This is a genomic window from Bradyrhizobium australafricanum, assembly GCF_020329495.1.
Lineage (GTDB): Bacteria > Pseudomonadota > Alphaproteobacteria > Rhizobiales > Xanthobacteraceae > Bradyrhizobium > Bradyrhizobium australafricanum.
Map to the genome: position 1 here is coordinate 38,547 of NZ_JAGKJL010000043.1, position 16,977 is coordinate 55,523.

The window sequence follows — 16,977 nt, forward strand, 5'->3', positions numbered from 1 at the left end:
AAATTCATGCTGGTCGACAGTCATTGCCATCTCGATTTCCCTGATTTCGCCGACGATCTCGACGGGATCGTCGGGCGCGCCGCGGCGGCCGGCATCGGCCGCATGGTCACGATCTCGACCCGGGTGAGGCGGCTCGGCGGCCTGCTCGCGATCACCGAGCGCTTCCCCGACGTCTACTGCTCGGTCGGCACCCATCCGCATCATGCCGATGAAGAGGACGGCATCCCGGCCAGCGAACTGATCGAGCTGACGAAGCATCCGAAGGTCGTGGCGCTCGGCGAGGCGGGGCTCGACTATTTCTACGAGCACGGTTCGCGCGACGCCCAGGAGCGCGGCTTTCGCGCGCATATCGCGGCGGCGCGCGAAACCGGCCTGCCGCTCGTCATTCACACCCGGGAGGCCGATGAGGATTGCGGCCGCATCCTGGAGGACGAGGTCGCGAAGGGCCCGTTCAAGGCGGTTCTGCACTGCTACACCGGCGGGCGCGAACTCGCGATGAAGGCGATCGCGCTTGGGCTGTCGATCTCGTTCACGGGCATCCTGACCTTCAAGAAGTCCGACGCGCTACGCGCGCTGGCAGCCGAGCTGCCGGCCGATCGCATCATGGTCGAGACCGACGCGCCGTATCTTGCGCCCGGCAAATTCCGCGGCAAGCGCAACGAGCCGTCCTATGTCGTCGAGGTCGCTAGGGTGCTCGCGGAAACCCGCGGCGTTTCGCTCGAGGAGATCTCGCGGCAGACCACCGAAAACTTCTTCCGGCTGTTCTCCAAGGTGCCGGCGCCGAAGGTTGCTGCATGACGCTGACACTGACCATTCTGGGCTGCGGCTCGTCCGCCGGCGTGCCGCGCCCGGCACTCGGCTGGGGCGCCTGCGATCCCGGCAATCCCAAGAACCGCCGCCGCCGCTGCTCGATCATGGCCGAGCGCACCATGGAGCACGGCACCACGCGGGTCGTGATCGACACTTCGCCCGATCTGCGCGAGCAGCTGATCGACAGCAATGTGGAGCACATCGACGCGGTGTTCCTGACGCATGAGCATGCCGACCAGACCCACGGCATTGACGACTTGCGCTCGGTCGTGCTGCATCAGCGCCGCCGCATCCCGGTCTACTTCAACCAGTCGACCGCCAAGGACATGATGGCGCGGTTCTCCTATTGCTTCATCTCGCCGGAAGGCAGCGACTATCCGCCGATCCTGACGCGGCATTCGATCGAGGCCGGCGAGAGCCATACGGTCCAGGGGAAGGGCGGTCCGCTGAAGCTCGCGGCCTTCCTGGTTCATCATGGCAAGATCCCGGCGCTCGGCTACCGCATCGGCGGCGCCGCCTATACGCCCGATCTGCACGACATCCCCCAGGAGAGCTGGCCGGCGCTCGAAGGTCTCGATCTCTGGATCGTCGACGGCTTGCGCTATGCGCAGCATCCCAGCCATTTCAGCGTTGCGGACGCACTGTCGTGGATCGAGCGCTTCAAGCCGAAGCGCGCCGTCATCACCAACATGCATTCCGACCTCGACTACGAGGTGCTGCGGCAGAGCCTGCCGGCCGACGTCATCCCGGCCCATGACGGCATGCGGCTGACGCTCGACCGGGCAGGCTGAAGGCTCAGGCCGAGATCGCCTTGGCCGATCCGACCTGGTTGCGCAGCAGGAATTTCTGGATCTTGCCGGTCGAGGTCTTCGGGATCACGCCGAACACCACGGATTTCGGCGTCTTGAACCCCGACATGTGCTCGCGGCAATAGGCGATGATCTCGGCCTCGGTCGCCTTGGCGCCGTCCTTCAGCTCGATGAAGGCGCAGGGCACTTCACCCCATTTCGGGTCGGGCTTGGCCACGACTGCCGCAAACAGCACGGCCGGGTGCTTGTAGAGGATGTCCTCGACCTCGACGGAGGAGACGTTCTCGCCGCCGGAGATGATGATGTCCTTGGAGCGGTCCTTGATGATGACGTAGCCGTGCTCGTCGAGCACGCCGAGATCGCCGGTGTGAAACCAGCCGCCGGCAAAGGCCTCCTGCGTCGCCGTCGCGTTCTTCAAATAGCCCTTCATCACGATGTTGCCGCGGAACATGACCTCGCCGATGGTCTCGCCATCGCGCGGCACCTCGCGCATGGTCTCGGGATCGAGCACCGTGACGCCTTCCTGCAGCGGATAGGATACGCCCTGACGCCGCTTCAGCTGCGCGCGCGCATCAGCCGACAGTTCGTCCCAGCCCGGCTGCTCGGCGCAGACCGAGGCGGGGCCATAGACCTCGGTCAGCCCGTAGACGTGGGTCAGCTTGATGCCGATGCGCTCGCCGCCCTCGAGCACCGCAACCGGGGGCGCCGCGCCGGCGATCAGGCCGACGACGGGCTTTGCCTTGCCACCCTTTGGCGCATCGGGCGCGTTGATCAGCGTGTTGTAGACGATCGGCGCGCCGCACATGTGGGTGACGCCGTGCCTCGGGATCAGTTCGAAGATCTTGGCCGGGTCGACCTTGCGCAGGCAGACATTGACGCCGGCGGCCGCCGCGATCGTCCAGGGGAAGCACCAGCCGTTGCAATGAAACATCGGCAGCGTCCAGAGATAGGCCGGATGCTGGCCGAGATTGCCGGCGAGGATGTTGCTGACCGCGTTGAGATAGGCGCCGCGGTGATGGGTCACGACGCCCTTGGGATTGCCCGTCGTGCCCGACGTGTAGCTCAGCGCGATCGCATCCCATTCGTCGGCGGGCGACCGTTCCACGAAGCCGGGATCGCCCGCCGCGACCGCCGCCTCATACTCGACCTCGCCGATCCGCTTGCCGCCGCCGAAGGCCGCGTCATCGACGTCGATCACGAACGGCTTTGCGCCCTTCATCAGCGTCAGGGCCTCCGCGATCACGCCGGAGAATTCGGGATCGACCAGAATGATCTTTGCGCCGCCATGATCGAGCTGGAACGCGATCGACGCCGCGTCGAGGCGGATGTTGAGCGCATTGAGCACCGCGCCGGTCATCGGCACCGCGAAGTGCAATTCGTTCATCGCCGGGATGTTCGGCAGCATCGCCGCGACCGTGTCGCCATGGCCGATGCCATGGCCCGCGAGATAGGACGCAAAGCGCCTGCAGCGCTCGTAGGTCTCTTTCCAGGTGAAGCTGCGGCCCTCATAGACCGCGCTGAGATGGTCGGGATAGACGGCGGCCGAGCGCGCCAGGAAGCTCAAAGGCGAGAGCGGCACGTAGTTGGCCGGCGTCTTGTCCAACCCGATCGAGTACTGGTTCTGAGCTGCACTCATGGCTCTATCCCATCCGCAAGGTGCTTCACAGGAAGCCGATCGATATCCAGGGGAAGATGGCGACGATGATCAGGCCGATCAACAGCGCCAGCATGTAACCCCAGATCGGCCGGATACCCTCGGCCGGATCGACGCGCCCGATGGCGCAGGCGGCATAATAGCCGACCCCGAACGGCGGCGCGAACAGCCCGATGCCCATCGCCAGGATGATGATCATGGCGTAGTGCACCTCGTGGACGCCGACCTGGTGCGCGATCGGAAACAGCAGCGGCCCGAACAGCACGATCGCCGGGATGCCCTCGAGCACGCTGCCGAGGATCACGAAGGCCAGGATCGAGACCGCAATGAAGGTCGCCGACCCGCCGGGCAGCCCGGTCATCGCCGCCGCCAGCGCCCGCGAGAAGCCGGACTGGGTCAGGCCCCAGGCCATGCCGGTCGCGGTACCGATGATGAACAGAATCGCCCCCGACAGGCAGGCGGTGTCGATCAGCATCGGCAGCAATCGCCGCCAGTTGAACTTGCGGTAGATCAGGAGGCCGATGACGAAGGCGTAAACGATGCCGATGGTCGAGACTTCGGTGGCGGTGGCGATGCCTTCGACCACGGCGTAGCGGATCACGAAGGGCAGGGCCAATGCGGGCAGGGCGAACACCAACGCCTTGCCGATCTCGCTGCCGGTGGCGCGCTGGACGTGGCTGCGGTCTTCGCCGCGGTAGCGCCACCACACCAGGCCCGACAGCGTGATCGCCAGCACCACGCCCGGCAGCAGGCCGCCGGTGAACAGCGCCGAGATCGAGACGCCGGTCACCGAGCCGATCGTGATCAGCACGAGGCTCGGCGGAATGGTTTCGGTCTGCGCGCCGGTGGCGGCGAGCAGGGCGACCAGATCGCCCGGCTTGGCGCCGCGCTGCTTCATCTCCGGGAACAGCACAGGCGCGACCGCGGCCATGTCGGCGGCCTTCGATCCGGAGATGCCGGAAACCAGATACATGGCGCCGACCAGCACGTAATGCAGGCCGCCGCGGACATGGCCGAGCAGGCTCGCGAGGAACGCCACCATGGCCCGCGCCATGCCGGTCATCTCGATCAAGAGGCCGAGGAAGACGAACAGCGGCACCGACAGCAGGATCAGATGGCTCATGCCCTCGTCCATCCGGCCGACCAGCACCATCAACGGCGTTCGGGTCGTCAACGCCAGATAGCCGAAGATCGCCATACCGAAGGCAAAGCCGATCGGCACGCCGGCGAACACGCAAAAGCCGACCACGCCGACGAAGAAGATAACCAGGTTGAGGTTGCCGAGCGGCCGCAGCATCGGCTGCGCCAGCCAGAACAGCCCGATCAAGGCCGCCACGGTGAGCGCGGCCAGCAGGAAGGTCTTGAAATCGCCGACCCGGGCCAGCCGCAGCAGTGCGAACAGCGCCATCAGGCAGGTGCCGACCGGCAGCGCCGCCGCGCGCCAGGTGTTGGATATCTGCAGCGCCGGCGTCGTGATGAAGCTTTCCTCGTAGGCATATTCATACGCCGGCCGCACGATCAGGATCAGGAACGCCAGTGCGGCGCAGGTTGCGATCACATCGAGATAGGCCCACAGCCGCGGTCCCGCGCTTGCGACCAGCGCCGTCATCCGCATGTGCTCGCCGCGGCGGAACGCCACCGCCGAGCCCAGCATCGCGAGCCACAGGAACAGGATCGACGCCAGTTCGTCGGACCAGATCAGCGGCGCATGGAGCACGTAGCGCGACACCACGCCGGCGAACAGGATCACGACCTCGGCGACGACAAGGATCGCCGCCGGGATTTCGACCAGCATCCCGAGCGCTGCGTCGATGGAGCCGAGAACGGAGCGGCGGCGAGGGGGCTGCGACGCCGCCTCTCCGGCCACGGCCGGCGTCATCTCGACATGAGCCATGGCAACCCTCCTGCTTGATTTGATCGATCAGGACAGTTTGCCGACGGACTTCTCGAGCAGATCCCAGGCCTTCTCGCCGTATTTGCCCTTCCACTCGGCGTAGAAGCCGGCGGCGCGGAGCTTGTCGCGGAACGGCCCGACCTCGGGCTGGTTGAAGACGAGCCCCTTGCCCGTGAGCTCCTGCTTCACGGTGGCATTCAGCTTCTCGGTATCCTCACGCTCCTTGACGGCCGCCGCGTTGACGTTCTTGGCGACGATGGTCTTGATATCGTCCGGCAGCGCCGCCCAGGCCCGGCGGTTCATCAGGAACCAGAAGCCGTCCCACATGTGGTTGGTCATCGAGCAGTATTTCTGCACCTCGTAGAGCTTCGCCGCCGAGATCAGCGCCAGCGGGTTCTCCTGGCCCTCGACGATCTTGGTCTGCAGCGCCGAATAGACCTCGCTGAAATTGATCGAAGCCGGCGATGCATCGAACGCCTTGAACATCGAGGTCCATAGCGGCGACACCGGCACGCGGATCTTGAAGCCCTTGAGATCGTCGGGACCGGTGATCGGCTTGGTCGACGACGTGGTCTGGCGGAAGCCGTTGTCCCAGATCTTCTCCATGACCTCGAGGCCGGCCTTGTTGATCTCGCCGCGCACATAGGCGCCGAGCTCGCCGTCCATGGCCTTCCAGACCGTGGGATAGTCCGGGAATGCGAAGCCGATGCCGTTGATCGAGGCGGCCGGCACCAGGGTCGCCAGGATCAGGCCGGACAGCGTGAAGAACTCGACGCCGCCGGAGCGCACCTGGCTCAGCATGTCGGTATCGGAACCGAGCTGGCTGTTCGGGAACACCTGCAGGTCAAACCGGCCGTTGGTCTCGGTCTTGATTGCCGCGGCCATCTCCCGGGCGCGCGCCACGAACGGATGCGACTCCGGCAGATTGTTGGCGAACTTGTAAGAGAACTCGGCCGACTGGGCGCGCGCGACATAGGGTGCGCCAATCCCGCCGAGGACGGCGGAAGCGGCGGAAACCTTCAGCAGCGTGCGTCGTGAAAAGCTCATTGGTTGCTCCCTCAAGAGGCTTGTTGTTGTTCTGAGATGCCATCCTATACGGACCTGATGCCGCGGGGTCACCAGCGATCTCTGCACAGCTGGGGCTTATTGCAGCGTCCGTAGGCGGCGGCAATATCGGCTTTCAGACGAGATGCGCGCGCGTGGATCGCTGCGGCACCAGCACCGGCTAGGCGACAGTTCGGGACACACCATCACGCGCGCCAACTTGCGGACCAGTGCGAAGATTTCCCACTAAATATCTGATCTAATTGTAGATATAAATATTCCATAATATACCTTATGCGAATTACGGATATGAGCCTGGCGGCGATCGCCGGCAGCTATCCCATAGCTCCGCTCACCTTCGCCGCAAGGCCGAGAATCAGGAACCTTGGCACCGTCTGGCAGATCGACGGCTGGTCCTACCTTCCAGCGGTGAGCGATGACCCGTATCAGCCAGGCACGCGCTCCGGGCTCGCAAGATTGGCGCGCGCACTTGGCTTGCTCGGCGCCCGCGATGGCCATCAGCCGGACCAAGCCGCGATCGTGCCGCGTCCAGGCGCGCAAATGCCGACCGCGGAGACCGCGACGAGACCGCGCCATTGAAGACCTGGCTCGGCGGGGTCCCGACGGTCTGGAATGCCGCGGACTACACTGCGAGACCTTGTGGGGTCCGGTTATGCTACGCATCGCCAGCGTCAGCTCAGCCCCAGGAAGCAGGTATTGCCACCCCTGCTCCGACCGCCCTGATACCAGTACCTCGTCTCGGCGCGTTATCGCTTCAGTCGTCGAGGGTCCACATCCGCAGGATATCGGCCGTGGACGCCACCTCGATCTGGATGCTGAAGCGTTCGGCATAGAGCTGCAGCAGCGCGTCATGGCTTTGATCGGAAGAGCTGCACAGCGCGTCCTCGGCCACGATCACCCGGTAGCCGATATCGATCGCGGCTAGCACGGTGGCGAGCACGCACACGTCGGTCTCGCCGCCCGACACGATCACCGTATCGATCCCATGCGCATCCAGATGAGCTTGCAGGCGCCCGTTGCCGAACGCGTTGTAGATCGGCCGGTCGACGATGGCGGCCGGCGGCACACAGGCGCCGAGCGCCGGCACGAGCTCGATCAACTCCGGATCGAGCCGCTCGCGGGTCACGCATTCCCATTTCTCGTAATAAGCCCGCCAAATCCCTCGCGCGTCGTGCTTCGAGCGCGGCGGAATAAAGCGGGTGAACACGGTACGTTCAGGCGCATGCTGCGCCAGCCTGATGATGCGCGGCAGCACGCGGTCCATCCAGGGCGTCGCCCAGGGCGCTCCGGGCTCGAACAGCCGCTGCATGTCGATGCAAAGGTGCGCCGCGCGCGGACCCGGCGGGCTCAGAAGCTGTCCCATCGCTCACTCCTGCGCGCGCCGACCGGATGCCGTCGCACGCAGGCTCAGCCGCCCAGGCCGCGAAAGGCCCCGCCGAAGCGGGGCCCGGAACGCGGTCCCGTTCACCATTTCTGGCGGCCGTACCAGTCGTTCACTTCCTTGGCGGCTTGATCCTTGGCATAGCCGTAGCGCTGCTGCAGACGGCCCTCGAGCTGGTCCTGCTTGCCGTCGATCACATCGAGATCATCATCGGTGAGCTTGCCCCACTGCTCCTTGACCTTACCCTTGACCTGCTTCCAGTTGCCTTCGACACGATTCCAATCCATTGCGGTTCTCCCTTGAACGATGAGACCGACCAACGGGCCGGCCGAGGCTTCGTTCCGAAGCCGCGTTGCGGCAAGACTTCGCAATCAAGACTTCGCAATCCAGACTTCGCAATCCGACCAAGCTCCATCGTGACGCGCTCGAATGTGCGACGGCCGACGAGGCGCTTTGCCACGCATCGATCAAGGATAGGAACTTGCTTTCCGCATTCGTGTTGGCACTCCGGACTGTTCACCCAACTCACGGAGCGACCAATGCCGGACAAGGATCTCAGCGCCCTCTTCCTCGATACCCTCAAGGACATTTATTATGCGGAAAAGCAGATACTGAAGGCGTTGCCGCGGATGGCCAAGGCCGCCGAGTCCGACGATCTGCGTGCGGCGTTCGAGAAGCATCATGACGAGACCGAAGGACAGATCGAGCGGCTCGAGCAGATCTTCGACCTGATGGGCAAGCCGGCGCGCGGCAAGAAGTGCGACGCCATCGAGGGGATCATCGACGAGGGTAAGGAGATCATGGAGGAGTATGCCGACACGCCGGCGCTCGACGCGGGCCTGCTCTCGGCAGCCCAGGCGGTCGAGCATTACGAGATCGCCCGCTACGGCACCTTGAAGGCTTGGGCCAACCGGCTCAGCATGAAGGATGCGGTCAAGCTCATCGACCAGACCCTGGCCGAGGAAAAGAAGACGGATGAAGCGCTCACCAAGCTCGCCGTCAGCGGCATCAACGCCGAAGCCGCCTGACCAGACGCGCGATGAAGCGACGTCCGCTTTGTACACACGCTCGCATTTGCTGGTAGATTGGACGCCGATTCAGCATCCGGGAGCCCGATGGCCCGACGCACCGGCAGCGCCGATCTTCCGCTCCATGGTGGCCGCGTGCCGCCATGGCTGGCGGCGCGCATGGCGACGCTGGGTGGCATCATCACCCAGGCCGTCGTCCACCATTACGGCCGCGATGCCTTTTTGCAGCGACTGTCGCATCCGTTCTGGTTCCAGTCGTTCGGCGCCGTGATGGGCATGGACTGGCACTCGTCCGGCATCACCACCAGCGTCATCGGTGCGCTGAAGCGAGGTCTGGCGCCGCTGCAAGGCGAGCTCGGAATCCACGTCTGCGGCGGGCGCGGCAAGCACTCGCGCCGCACGCCCGATGAACTGTCCGCCCTCGGCGACCGCGTCGGATTCGACGGTGCCGCCCTAATTCGCGCGAGCCGGCTGGTGGCCAAGGTCGACAGCGCCGCGGTGCAGGACGGATTCGAGCTCTACCTGCATGGATTCTTCGTCACCGACGACGGCAAATGGACCGTCGTCCAGCAAGGCATGAACGGCGACAAGCGGCAGGCCCGCCGCTATCACTGGCACTCCGAAGGCCTGCGCAGCTTCGTCGACGAGCCGCACAGCGCGATCGACGGCCCGACGCAGGGCGAGATCGTCAATCTCACCGATCACCGCGCCGAAGGCTCGCGCCAGGCGCAGCTCGATCTGCTCGCTGCGCTGGGGCCGGACGGCATCACGCGCGAATATGCCGAGCTGACGGAGAGCGCGACCGCGCAACCGGATCTCCTGCACCTGATCATGCCCGCGCATCACGACGTGCGCTCGAGCGACGTGTTCGTCCGCCGCCTGCACGGCACCCTGGCCGCGGCTGCCGATCGCGGGCCGCTGGATTTTCCCGAACTGCTGCTGACGCCCGGCGTCGGCGCCCGCACGGTGCAGTCGCTCGCGATGGTCGCCGAGGTCGTTCACGGGACGCCCTACCGCTTCCGCGACCCGGCGCGCTTCTCGCTCGCCCATGGCGGCAAGGACCGTCATCCCTTCCCGGTGCCGATCAAGGTCTATGACGAGACCATCCGCGTGCTGAAGTCGGCCGTGCAGCAGGCAAAGCTCGGCCGCGATGAGGAGATGCAGGCGCTGAAGCGGCTCGACGATCAGGCCCGCAGATTGGAACGAACAGCCACCGGCCCCTCCTTCGAGGCGTTTGTCGCGAACGAGCGCGCCCGTTCGCCCGCGCTCGACGGCCGCTCGGTGTTCGGCTGGGAAGCGGACCTTGCCGAGCGCAACGGCATCAGCAAGCCCTAGGCGAAGGCTTGATCCACCGCTTGGACCATCGCATGGCGCGCGTATTGATTGGCACCTCCGGCTGGCACTATCCGTCCTGGCGCGGTCCGTTCTTTCCCAGGGGCTTGCCGCTCAAGCGGCAACTCGACTACTACGCGACGCAGTTTCCAACGACTGAGCTGAACGGCGTCTTCTACCGCACGCCGACCGAACAGGCGGTCACAGGCTGGCGCGATGCGACCGATGCGGAATTCGTCTTCGCCTGGAAGGCGTCGAAATTCATCACGCACTGGAAGCGCCTCTCCGCGAACTCGGTCAACAGTCTCCAGCTGCTGGAAGAGCGTCTGTCGTTGCTGCGCAACAAGGCCGGCCCGGTCCTGTTTCAGCTGCCGCCGAACTTCACGATCGATGCCGACCGGCTAGCCTCGTTCCTGAAGCTGTTGAAGCGGCGGCGGCGCTATGCGTTCGAATTCCGCCACCCCAGCTGGTACGCGCCGCATATCCTGAAACTGCTGGCGGATCGCAATATCGCGCTCTGCATTTCCGATCATCACGACGCGCCGGCGCCGTGGAAGCGGACCGCGGATTTCGTCTATGTCCGCGGCCACGGCCCGGGCGGCCGATATCGCGGGCACTACAAGCCGGCCGAGCTTTCCGACTGGGCCAAACGCATCCGCGGCTGGAAGCGGCAGGGATGCGACATCTATGTCTATTTCGACAACGACCAGAAGAGCGCAGCGCCGGCGGATGCCAAACGGCTTTGCGCGCTGCTCGGCTCCGCCGTTCCGCGGCAGCCTTCGCAATAGGAACGAACGGTTCCAGCCTGCATTGGCTCCCAAGGAAAGGAGCCGGTGCGATGCCATCTGATGCGTTGAAAGCCATTGCGCTGAACTACACGCTGAAGCGGGGCAAGGATCCCTCCCCGACCGACTACAAGGACCTCAAAAAGCCCCACGACAAGACCGTGCAGACCACCGCCAATGCTTGCGGCCAACGCGGCACATCTTGCACGCCTGCTGAAGTCGGCGACCTATCCCGGCGTAGCCTAGGCACGGAGCGGGACATGCCGCTTCATCCGAGCTGGACCAACATTGCCACCCGCCTCGCCTTGTTAGGAACGCCGTTCCGGGCGGCATCGTTAGGCCGTTGACGCAACCAGCCAAATGGAGAGGCTATCATGAAGGTTTGCGACGCGATGACACCTGACGTCCAGCTGTGCACCCCCGACGATACGCTCCGCGATGCCGCAGAAGCGATGGCAGCGCTCGGTGTCGGCCTGCTGCCGGTTACTGATAGCGAGCGCCTGGTCGGCATGATCACGGACCGCGACATCGCGCTTCGCGGCATCGGAATGGGTCGCGGCCCCGACTCGCGGGTCGGCGACGTCATGACGGCCGAGGTGAAGTACTGTTTCGAGGATCAGGAGCTCGACGACATCGCGCAGAACATGGGTGCGATCCAGGTTCGGCGCCTGCCGGTGCTGAGCCGGGACAAGCGTCTGGTCGGAATCATTGCCCTCGGGGATATCGCCCTGATCCAGGCCAGCGATGGTACGGGCATGGCGCTCAGCCAGATCTCACGCCCGACCACCCAACACGCGCAACTCTAGACCTACTGGCTCCGCTTCGCGGCCCAGGCTCGCAAAGGCCCGGTTCGCGAAGCGGAGCGTCAGATGCGCCAATGGCCGACTATGTACCGTGGATCGTGATTGCCGCCGGGGTCATTGCCCTGATCGTCACGGCGCTGCTCTGGCGCGCCCATTACGTCAGCTCCGATTGACCGAACGGCGAGCTCGCGCCGTCAGGCCGCCATCCTGCGGCAGGATTCCGCGCAGGCACGGCACATCGCCACGCATTCGTCCATGCCGCCGATGCGAGCGCAATCCTCGGCGCATTCACTGCAGATCTCCGCGCATTCCCGGCAGGTGTGCTTGTGGTGCGGGGTGTTGATCAGCATGAAATGGGCCGCCGTCCGGCACATTTCCGCACAAGCCATCATCAATCGGAAATGCGCCGGCTCGACATGCTTGCCGCCGGTGACGAGACAATGGTTCATGGCCGTGCCGAGGCAGGTCCTATAGCAGGACAGACAGGTCTCGACGCATCGGTTCATTTCCTCAGAGAATGCCATGTCGATACCTCACGCCTGCGCCAGCAGCTGGCGCAGGTAGCAGAGTCCATCAAGGGTCAGCTTCGACTCGCGGACTTCGCCCTGCGCGATCTCGGCTTCGAGGAAGGTCTCGAGTTCGGGAAGCGCGCGGTCGAACCTGTCCGCGATGCCCATCAGCTCGCAGGTTTGCTTGATCCGCTCGATCGGTTTTTCCAGCACGTTGATCTCAACCATTTTGGCATAAGCCCGGGTCATGCCGTTGGTTCCTATGCTCATTGCCGGGTGCGCTGCGGCGGGGTCTGCGCCGGCTAAGACGCCCTGCCGACCGTGTCCGCCATGGTTGCGCCACGCGCTCCGAGCGGCTTGCGGCGGCCCTCGGTCGAATCGAGCATTGTCTGATGCTCGATCTCTGAATTCAGCTCTGCCCCGCACAGCACGATGATGGCGGACATCCACATCCACGTCATCAGACCGATGGCAGCCCCCAGCGAGCCATAGGTCGCGTTGTAATCGCCGAAGTTCGCCAGATACCAGGAGAGCAGCACCGAACCGGCCAGCCACAGCACGGCCGCTGCGACGGCGCCGACGCTGAGCCACTGCCAGCGCGGCCTGGTTCGGCTCGGACCATAGCGGTACAGCACCGCGAGCGCGGTGAGCAGCAGGAGCACCAGGATTGGCCACCGTCCGAACCGGATGACGAGCTCCGCCGTCGTGCCCAGTCCGACCTGCTGCAGCAAAAGCGGGACGACGACCACCGCTCCGACCATCAACATGATGGAAATCAGCCCGGCGATCGTGAACGAGAGGGACATCAGATTGAGTTTGACGAAGCTGCGCTTTTCCTTCTCATCATAGACGACGTTGAGCGCATCGAAGATCGCCTTCACGCCGGCATTGGCGCTCCAAATCGCGATCAGCAGGCCGGCGGCAAAGGTCAGGCCGAGCGTCGAGGTCCCCTTCGCGAGCACGCGCGCGATCTGGTCCTGGACGATCGCAAACGAGCCTTCCGGCAGCATCAGCGCCAGGCTCTGCAGGTTCGATGAGATCGTGGACGGATCGGCGAACAGGCCGTAGCTCGAGACCAGCGCGGTGATCGCCGGGAAGATCGCCAGCAAGCCGTAGAACACGACGCCGGCCGCGGTTGCCAGCAGGCGGTCCTCGTCGATCTGCTGGTAGGTGCGGAGCAGAATGTCCTTCCAGCCGGCAGTCGGAATCTCGAGCGGCGTGTCGGCGAGCCGTCCACGATCTTGCGTTTCCGCTAGCACGGGTTCGACGCCCTGCTCCCGAGCGGACGGCCGCTCCGATCGGGACAGCTGGCGAGAGATCGCCAACGTCGCCAGAGCCGTTGCACCGGCGAGCATCAGGTCGTTCGGCCAGTTGCGCAGCGTAGCCATCGCTAGTCCTGGATCGCGTCGCGCTGACGCCGGGCGCGCGATGCAGCAAACCAGCCGACAAGCATGATTGCAGCCCCGGCAGCTAGCGCGCGGGTGGTGGGATCTACGCTCGCCCCTGCTCCCGTCCGGGTGGTGGCGATCAGCCGCGCGGCGACGGGCACTGCGATCGCCCGCTTGAGCATGTCGGCCTGTCGGCCCGGGCGCGGCACGGCCGGCACAGGACGCGCGAGCAGCACGCGACCCATGATCACCCCCAGGATCCCGAGGAGGACAAAGACGCCCCCGATCGCGGCATATGCGATCCAGATGCCGTAATGCACTTCAAGGGCGTGGAAAGCCGCGCCAACCCCGATCCCGATCGCGATCAGAAGCGAGACCGCACCCGCCAGCATGAAGCTGCATGCAAACGCGTAGCCGGTCACGAGGCGCGTCATCCATTGTCGCAAGTCCGCAAGGTAGGAGCGGAAGATCAGGTTCAGCGAAGACCACGTGTTGACGGGCATGACGAAATCCATTGCAAGACGGCATCCGACAACCCGGCAGGAAGATCGACGTTCCTCCCCCGGCAACGCGCAACAGTTCGCGCCATGCGGTTCAACGCGGACCGAGCGCTAACTGACCGGAGGGAGATTTGCGCGTGGTGGCATGGAGCTCGGGAATGGCTTGGCGACCAAGAGCGTCGCGCGTTCATCGGTTTCGAGCGCGATCTTCTGGGCAAGCATCACGTCGCCCGCCACCAGTGAGCCGACGGGCCGGAAGCACCAGCCCAGCACGATGCGGCCACCGCCGTCCATCTCATAGACGTTGGTCGAGGTGCCGTAGCAAATCCGGTATCGCTTGCCGGACTCCGAGCCGATGACGTCGAAGCGCTTATACTTTTCGAACTGCGCCCGCTGCTCGGGTGACAGCCACGCGGACAGCAGCGCAAGTCCGCGCGCCTCAATTCGTTCATACGCCTTCCAGCGATCCCAGATCGCGGCCATCGTCGCACGCAACGTGCCGGCGGCGCGTCGGAGCGCGGACCGCAGGGGCATCTCGCGCAGATGGGCGAGCATGGCGTCAGCCGCCGACCAGCCTCGGATAGAACAGGGTTTCCTCGGCGGTCGGATCGAGCGCGCGGACCAACCTCGCCTCTCCGGTCGCTTGCCGGATTGCGGCGGTGTAGCCATCCGACGTGAGCTGGGTGAAGCGGGCATTCGCCCAGGCCAGCTGCTCACTGTTGTCGGGATCGAACTGCTGCCTCGTGTCGCCGGAGTGATCCATCACCAAGATCGTTGCCATCATCGTCTCCCTTGAACGACATTCACAACTGCATCAGACAATCGGCACGGCCGTCGTCGGCCTGCCGCCCATCCACTCCGGCAGCGCGGCGCCGTCGCGGTGACGGCCGCCCGCGCCGGCCGCGGCCCACGCGGCGACCGCACCGAACAGCAGCGCCGCCGCAACCGAGAACGCCAAGATCACTGCGCTGCGCCGCGACCGCTGGATGGCGGACCTGGCATCGCCCATCACGCTGTCGACGCGCTTCTCCGCCTCCGCAGCAGGCAGACCCGTCGCGGCCGCGACCTGCTGGATCAGGTAGCTGCGATCGTCGGCGCTGACGCCGCTGCGGCCGGAGCTCGTCAGCAGGATGCGCCCCGCCTCCGCCCGCTCGTAGCCGATATCGACATTGGCCGGACGCCGCAGCGACCGGTACAAACGGTCAAGCTCGGCGCTCAGCAATGGCTCCGCGGCCGTCGCAGATGGCCGGTTCTGGACCACCGGACGCGCGGTTGACAGGCCCACCAGCGCAACGATCGTCGCACCGAGGATGACGGCGAGCGCCCAGGCGGTCAGGCCGTGAAGCCCGTCGCGGCTGTCGATCTCGTCGGATGGCGTCGCGCCGATCACGCGCTGGGCCCGGCCGGCAATGTAGCCGCCGACGCCGAAGCTCACCAATGCCTGCAGGATCAGATACAGCCCCGACAGCAACGCGAGCGCGGCTGATGCGTCGCGCCATGACGGCGAGCTTGAACTGACACCCAACCCGACCGCCGCGCCGAAGCCGATCAAAATCACCGACAGCGCCGCCGCAGCCAGCGCGCCGGCGATGACCGGGCTCCATTGCAGCCGAAGCCCGGTCCTGTTGGCGGCGGACACGGCAAGCCCTCGCTCGTTATCCATGACGCGCCTACCGCAGCCCGAAGAACGACAATATCGCCAAAATGACCACGATCAGTCCGACCAGATAAATCAACTGGTTCATGAAAACCTCCTCCGTCAATCTCGTCCTGACAATCTGGTGGAGAAGCCAAGGTTCCTACGGGGACGAACGGGTGCGATGCGGCAAGCCAATAGAAAAGGGCCCCGCCGAAGCGAGGCCCTCATTGGTCGTCGCGATCTGCTTATCGCGACGTGCGACCAGCACCGTTAGTCGTCGTCCCAGTCATGACCACGGATCACGAAGCCGCGGTCGCGGTAGTAGTCGCGATGATGGTTGTACCAGCCGTGGTGCCAGCCCCGGTCATGCCGGTATACGTCGACGCGCGGACCACCATAATATCGATCGCCGTAGTAGCCGTGGTCCCTGCCGACATAGATGCCCACACCCTGCGCGCTCGCAACGGTCGGTGCCGCTATCGAGAGTGCCGCAACCGCGGCAAGAGCGTAAGTAAGCTTCGTCATGGCATCCTCCTTTCTAGTACGCCGTGATAACGACCGGCGTCCGCGCATGTTGCAGGAACAGGACCGGAACTTTCCTGAACGTTCCTTCACCATCATGGCGGCTGGACGTGACCGGAGGACGAGATCGAGGAGCCCTCAACGTGCTCTACTCGATCGCTGTGGCTCCACTCTCTGTTCGACACAAGTGACCCCAGCTCAGGGGTGGAGAGCTGGGGTCGTAGCGGGGTTCTCCTGGTTAGCGCTGACGCCCGGTCGGCGCGTCAGCTCGCGAGAGCATGCGCGTCGCAATCAGTTCCGGCACTAACGTCTGCAAATGTGCGACGCACAATCGTGCCGTTGCGATTGCCTGATCAGACCGCTTAGCGCCACATGCTCGGGGCGGTGCGCAAGGCGGCCTGGCCTGCCATGCGCAGCTCATCGATTGACGAGCGTCCCTCGCGAATGGCCTGCAGCAATCCAGAGGCGACGTTGGTCCGCTTCGTCGTATCCGAGCGCGGCACGCCTCCGCAGACCTCGTCGAGCACCGCGCGAAGCACTGCCGCCGTCTCTCCATCGAGCATGATTGCCTCCCTGCCCTCGTGGATCGAACTGCATCGTAGCGCGAGACTGCGCGAGAGGAGTTCAAGTATGTTAACAGCCGTATCCAAATCTTGCGCGGACGACCGTCGCGCTGTCTTCGTCGCGACAAATCACTGTCATGTTCAGATCGTCAGTGCGCTCTGCAAAATGACACGCGCCCGCGTCAGCGTCAGTCTCGCTGCGACATTTCAGGGATCGCATCAGCGAACGCCTGCGGCGCCTCGCGCACCCGCCGCACCGGCATCCGTCGCGATTTCAAGGGAGCAGCATAGAGCC

The 16,977-nt window shown here is 65.0% G+C and carries 22 protein-coding genes; 8 read left to right on the plus strand and 14 right to left on the minus strand.

Annotated elements, in window-relative coordinates; all coding sequences use genetic code 11:
- Positions 1 to 6: 6 nt before the first annotated feature.
- Entirely contained in the window at positions 7 to 798 is a 792-nt protein-coding gene (locus J6525_RS31050; RefSeq protein WP_225647620.1) for a TatD family hydrolase, read from the plus strand.
- Positions 795 to 1,601 (plus strand): MBL fold metallo-hydrolase, encoded by an 807-nt coding sequence (locus tag J6525_RS31055; RefSeq protein ID WP_092084660.1) that lies wholly within the window; start codon positions 795 to 797, stop codon positions 1,599 to 1,601. The genes J6525_RS31050 and J6525_RS31055 overlap by 4 nt, the downstream gene beginning before the upstream one ends.
- A gap of 4 nt (positions 1,602 to 1,605) precedes the next feature.
- On the opposite strand, the gene J6525_RS31060 is transcribed toward J6525_RS31055, so the two are convergent.
- The 3 genes from J6525_RS31060 to J6525_RS31070 are packed head-to-tail and all read right to left on the minus strand — an operon-like array spanning position 1,606 to position 6,214.
- Positions 1,606 to 3,255, minus strand: a complete 1,650-nt coding sequence (locus tag J6525_RS31060; protein ID WP_225647578.1) for an acyl-CoA synthetase — start codon at positions 3,253 to 3,255, stop codon at positions 1,606 to 1,608.
- Positions 3,256 to 3,280: 25 nt separating this feature from the next.
- Positions 3,281 to 5,167, minus strand: a complete 1,887-nt coding sequence (locus J6525_RS31065) for a TRAP transporter large permease (protein WP_225647579.1) — start codon at positions 5,165 to 5,167, stop codon at positions 3,281 to 3,283.
- A 27-nt stretch (positions 5,168 to 5,194) separates the two neighbouring features.
- Positions 5,195 to 6,214 (minus strand): TRAP transporter substrate-binding protein, encoded by a 1,020-nt coding sequence (locus tag J6525_RS31070; protein WP_018271684.1) that lies wholly within the window; start codon positions 6,212 to 6,214, stop codon positions 5,195 to 5,197.
- Between the two features lie 291 nt (positions 6,215 to 6,505).
- Here J6525_RS31070 and J6525_RS31075 point away from each other — a divergent pair, with 291 nt between their 5' ends.
- Entirely contained in the window at positions 6,506 to 6,811 is a 306-nt protein-coding gene (locus J6525_RS31075) for a hypothetical protein (RefSeq protein WP_225647580.1), read from the plus strand.
- 175 nt (positions 6,812 to 6,986) lie between these two features.
- Here the strand turns inward: J6525_RS31075 and J6525_RS31080 are convergent, their stop codons facing one another.
- Both J6525_RS31080 and J6525_RS31085 read right to left on the minus strand, forming a co-directional pair.
- A complete protein-coding gene (locus J6525_RS31080; protein WP_225647582.1) occupies positions 6,987 to 7,595 on the minus strand; it encodes a cysteine hydrolase family protein in 609 nt (202 codons plus the stop codon).
- A gap of 101 nt (positions 7,596 to 7,696) precedes the next feature.
- Positions 7,697 to 7,900, minus strand: coding sequence for a CsbD family protein (locus J6525_RS31085; RefSeq protein ID WP_028331989.1), 204 nt, complete (start codon positions 7,898 to 7,900; stop codon positions 7,697 to 7,699).
- Positions 7,901 to 8,152: 252 nt separating this feature from the next.
- Between J6525_RS31085 and J6525_RS31090 the strand changes: the two genes are divergently transcribed.
- From J6525_RS31090 to J6525_RS31110, 5 genes are all read left to right on the plus strand, one after another.
- Positions 8,153 to 8,641, plus strand: a complete 489-nt coding sequence (locus J6525_RS31090; protein ID WP_028344048.1) for a YciE/YciF ferroxidase family protein — start codon at positions 8,153 to 8,155, stop codon at positions 8,639 to 8,641.
- 87 nt (positions 8,642 to 8,728) lie between these two features.
- The gene (locus tag J6525_RS31095; protein WP_225647583.1) at positions 8,729 to 9,976 is read left to right on the plus strand and encodes a DUF763 domain-containing protein; all 1,248 of its coding nucleotides are present in this window, start codon (positions 8,729 to 8,731) and stop codon (positions 9,974 to 9,976) included.
- A gap of 32 nt (positions 9,977 to 10,008) precedes the next feature.
- Positions 10,009 to 10,761, plus strand: coding sequence for a DUF72 domain-containing protein (locus J6525_RS31100; protein ID WP_225647585.1), 753 nt, complete (start codon positions 10,009 to 10,011; stop codon positions 10,759 to 10,761).
- 50 nt (positions 10,762 to 10,811) lie between these two features.
- Entirely contained in the window at positions 10,812 to 11,105 is a 294-nt protein-coding gene (locus J6525_RS31105) for a hypothetical protein (protein WP_225647587.1), read from the plus strand.
- 27 nt (positions 11,106 to 11,132) lie between these two features.
- Complete coding sequence (locus J6525_RS31110; RefSeq protein WP_057018654.1) at positions 11,133 to 11,564, plus strand: CBS domain-containing protein; 432 nt, start codon at positions 11,133 to 11,135, stop codon at positions 11,562 to 11,564.
- Positions 11,565 to 11,755: 191 nt separating this feature from the next.
- Here J6525_RS31110 and J6525_RS31115 read toward each other — a convergent pair whose 3' ends face one another.
- The 9 genes from J6525_RS31115 to J6525_RS31155 all read right to left on the minus strand — a co-directional run bounded on the left by J6525_RS31115 (position 11,756) and on the right by J6525_RS31155 (position 16,682).
- A complete protein-coding gene (locus J6525_RS31115; RefSeq protein ID WP_225647588.1) occupies positions 11,756 to 12,085 on the minus strand; it encodes a four-helix bundle copper-binding protein in 330 nt (109 codons plus the stop codon).
- A 9-nt stretch (positions 12,086 to 12,094) separates the two neighbouring features.
- Entirely contained in the window at positions 12,095 to 12,319 is a 225-nt protein-coding gene (locus J6525_RS31120) for a hypothetical protein (protein ID WP_028331984.1), read from the minus strand.
- Between the two features lie 53 nt (positions 12,320 to 12,372).
- Positions 12,373 to 13,458, minus strand: coding sequence for a YihY/virulence factor BrkB family protein (locus J6525_RS31125; RefSeq protein WP_225647589.1), 1,086 nt, complete (start codon positions 13,456 to 13,458; stop codon positions 12,373 to 12,375).
- A gap of 2 nt (positions 13,459 to 13,460) precedes the next feature.
- Positions 13,461 to 13,973 (minus strand): hypothetical protein, encoded by a 513-nt coding sequence (locus J6525_RS31130; protein WP_225647591.1) that lies wholly within the window; start codon positions 13,971 to 13,973, stop codon positions 13,461 to 13,463.
- A gap of 96 nt (positions 13,974 to 14,069) precedes the next feature.
- On the minus strand, positions 14,070 to 14,513 hold the full coding sequence (locus J6525_RS31135; RefSeq protein WP_376708576.1) for a hypothetical protein: 444 nt from the start codon (positions 14,511 to 14,513) through the stop codon (positions 14,070 to 14,072).
- 4 nt (positions 14,514 to 14,517) lie between these two features.
- Positions 14,518 to 14,739 (minus strand): hypothetical protein, encoded by a 222-nt coding sequence (locus J6525_RS31140; RefSeq protein ID WP_225647592.1) that lies wholly within the window; start codon positions 14,737 to 14,739, stop codon positions 14,518 to 14,520.
- 33 nt (positions 14,740 to 14,772) lie between these two features.
- A complete protein-coding gene (locus J6525_RS31145; RefSeq protein ID WP_225647594.1) occupies positions 14,773 to 15,621 on the minus strand; it encodes a hypothetical protein in 849 nt (282 codons plus the stop codon).
- Between the two features lie 246 nt (positions 15,622 to 15,867).
- Positions 15,868 to 16,122, minus strand: coding sequence for a hypothetical protein (locus tag J6525_RS31150; protein ID WP_028331979.1), 255 nt, complete (start codon positions 16,120 to 16,122; stop codon positions 15,868 to 15,870).
- 359 nt (positions 16,123 to 16,481) lie between these two features.
- Positions 16,482 to 16,682: a hypothetical protein gene (locus tag J6525_RS31155; RefSeq protein WP_225647596.1), complete on the minus strand. Its 201-nt coding sequence runs from the start codon at positions 16,680 to 16,682 to the stop codon at positions 16,482 to 16,484.
- Positions 16,683 to 16,977 lie beyond the last annotated feature (295 nt).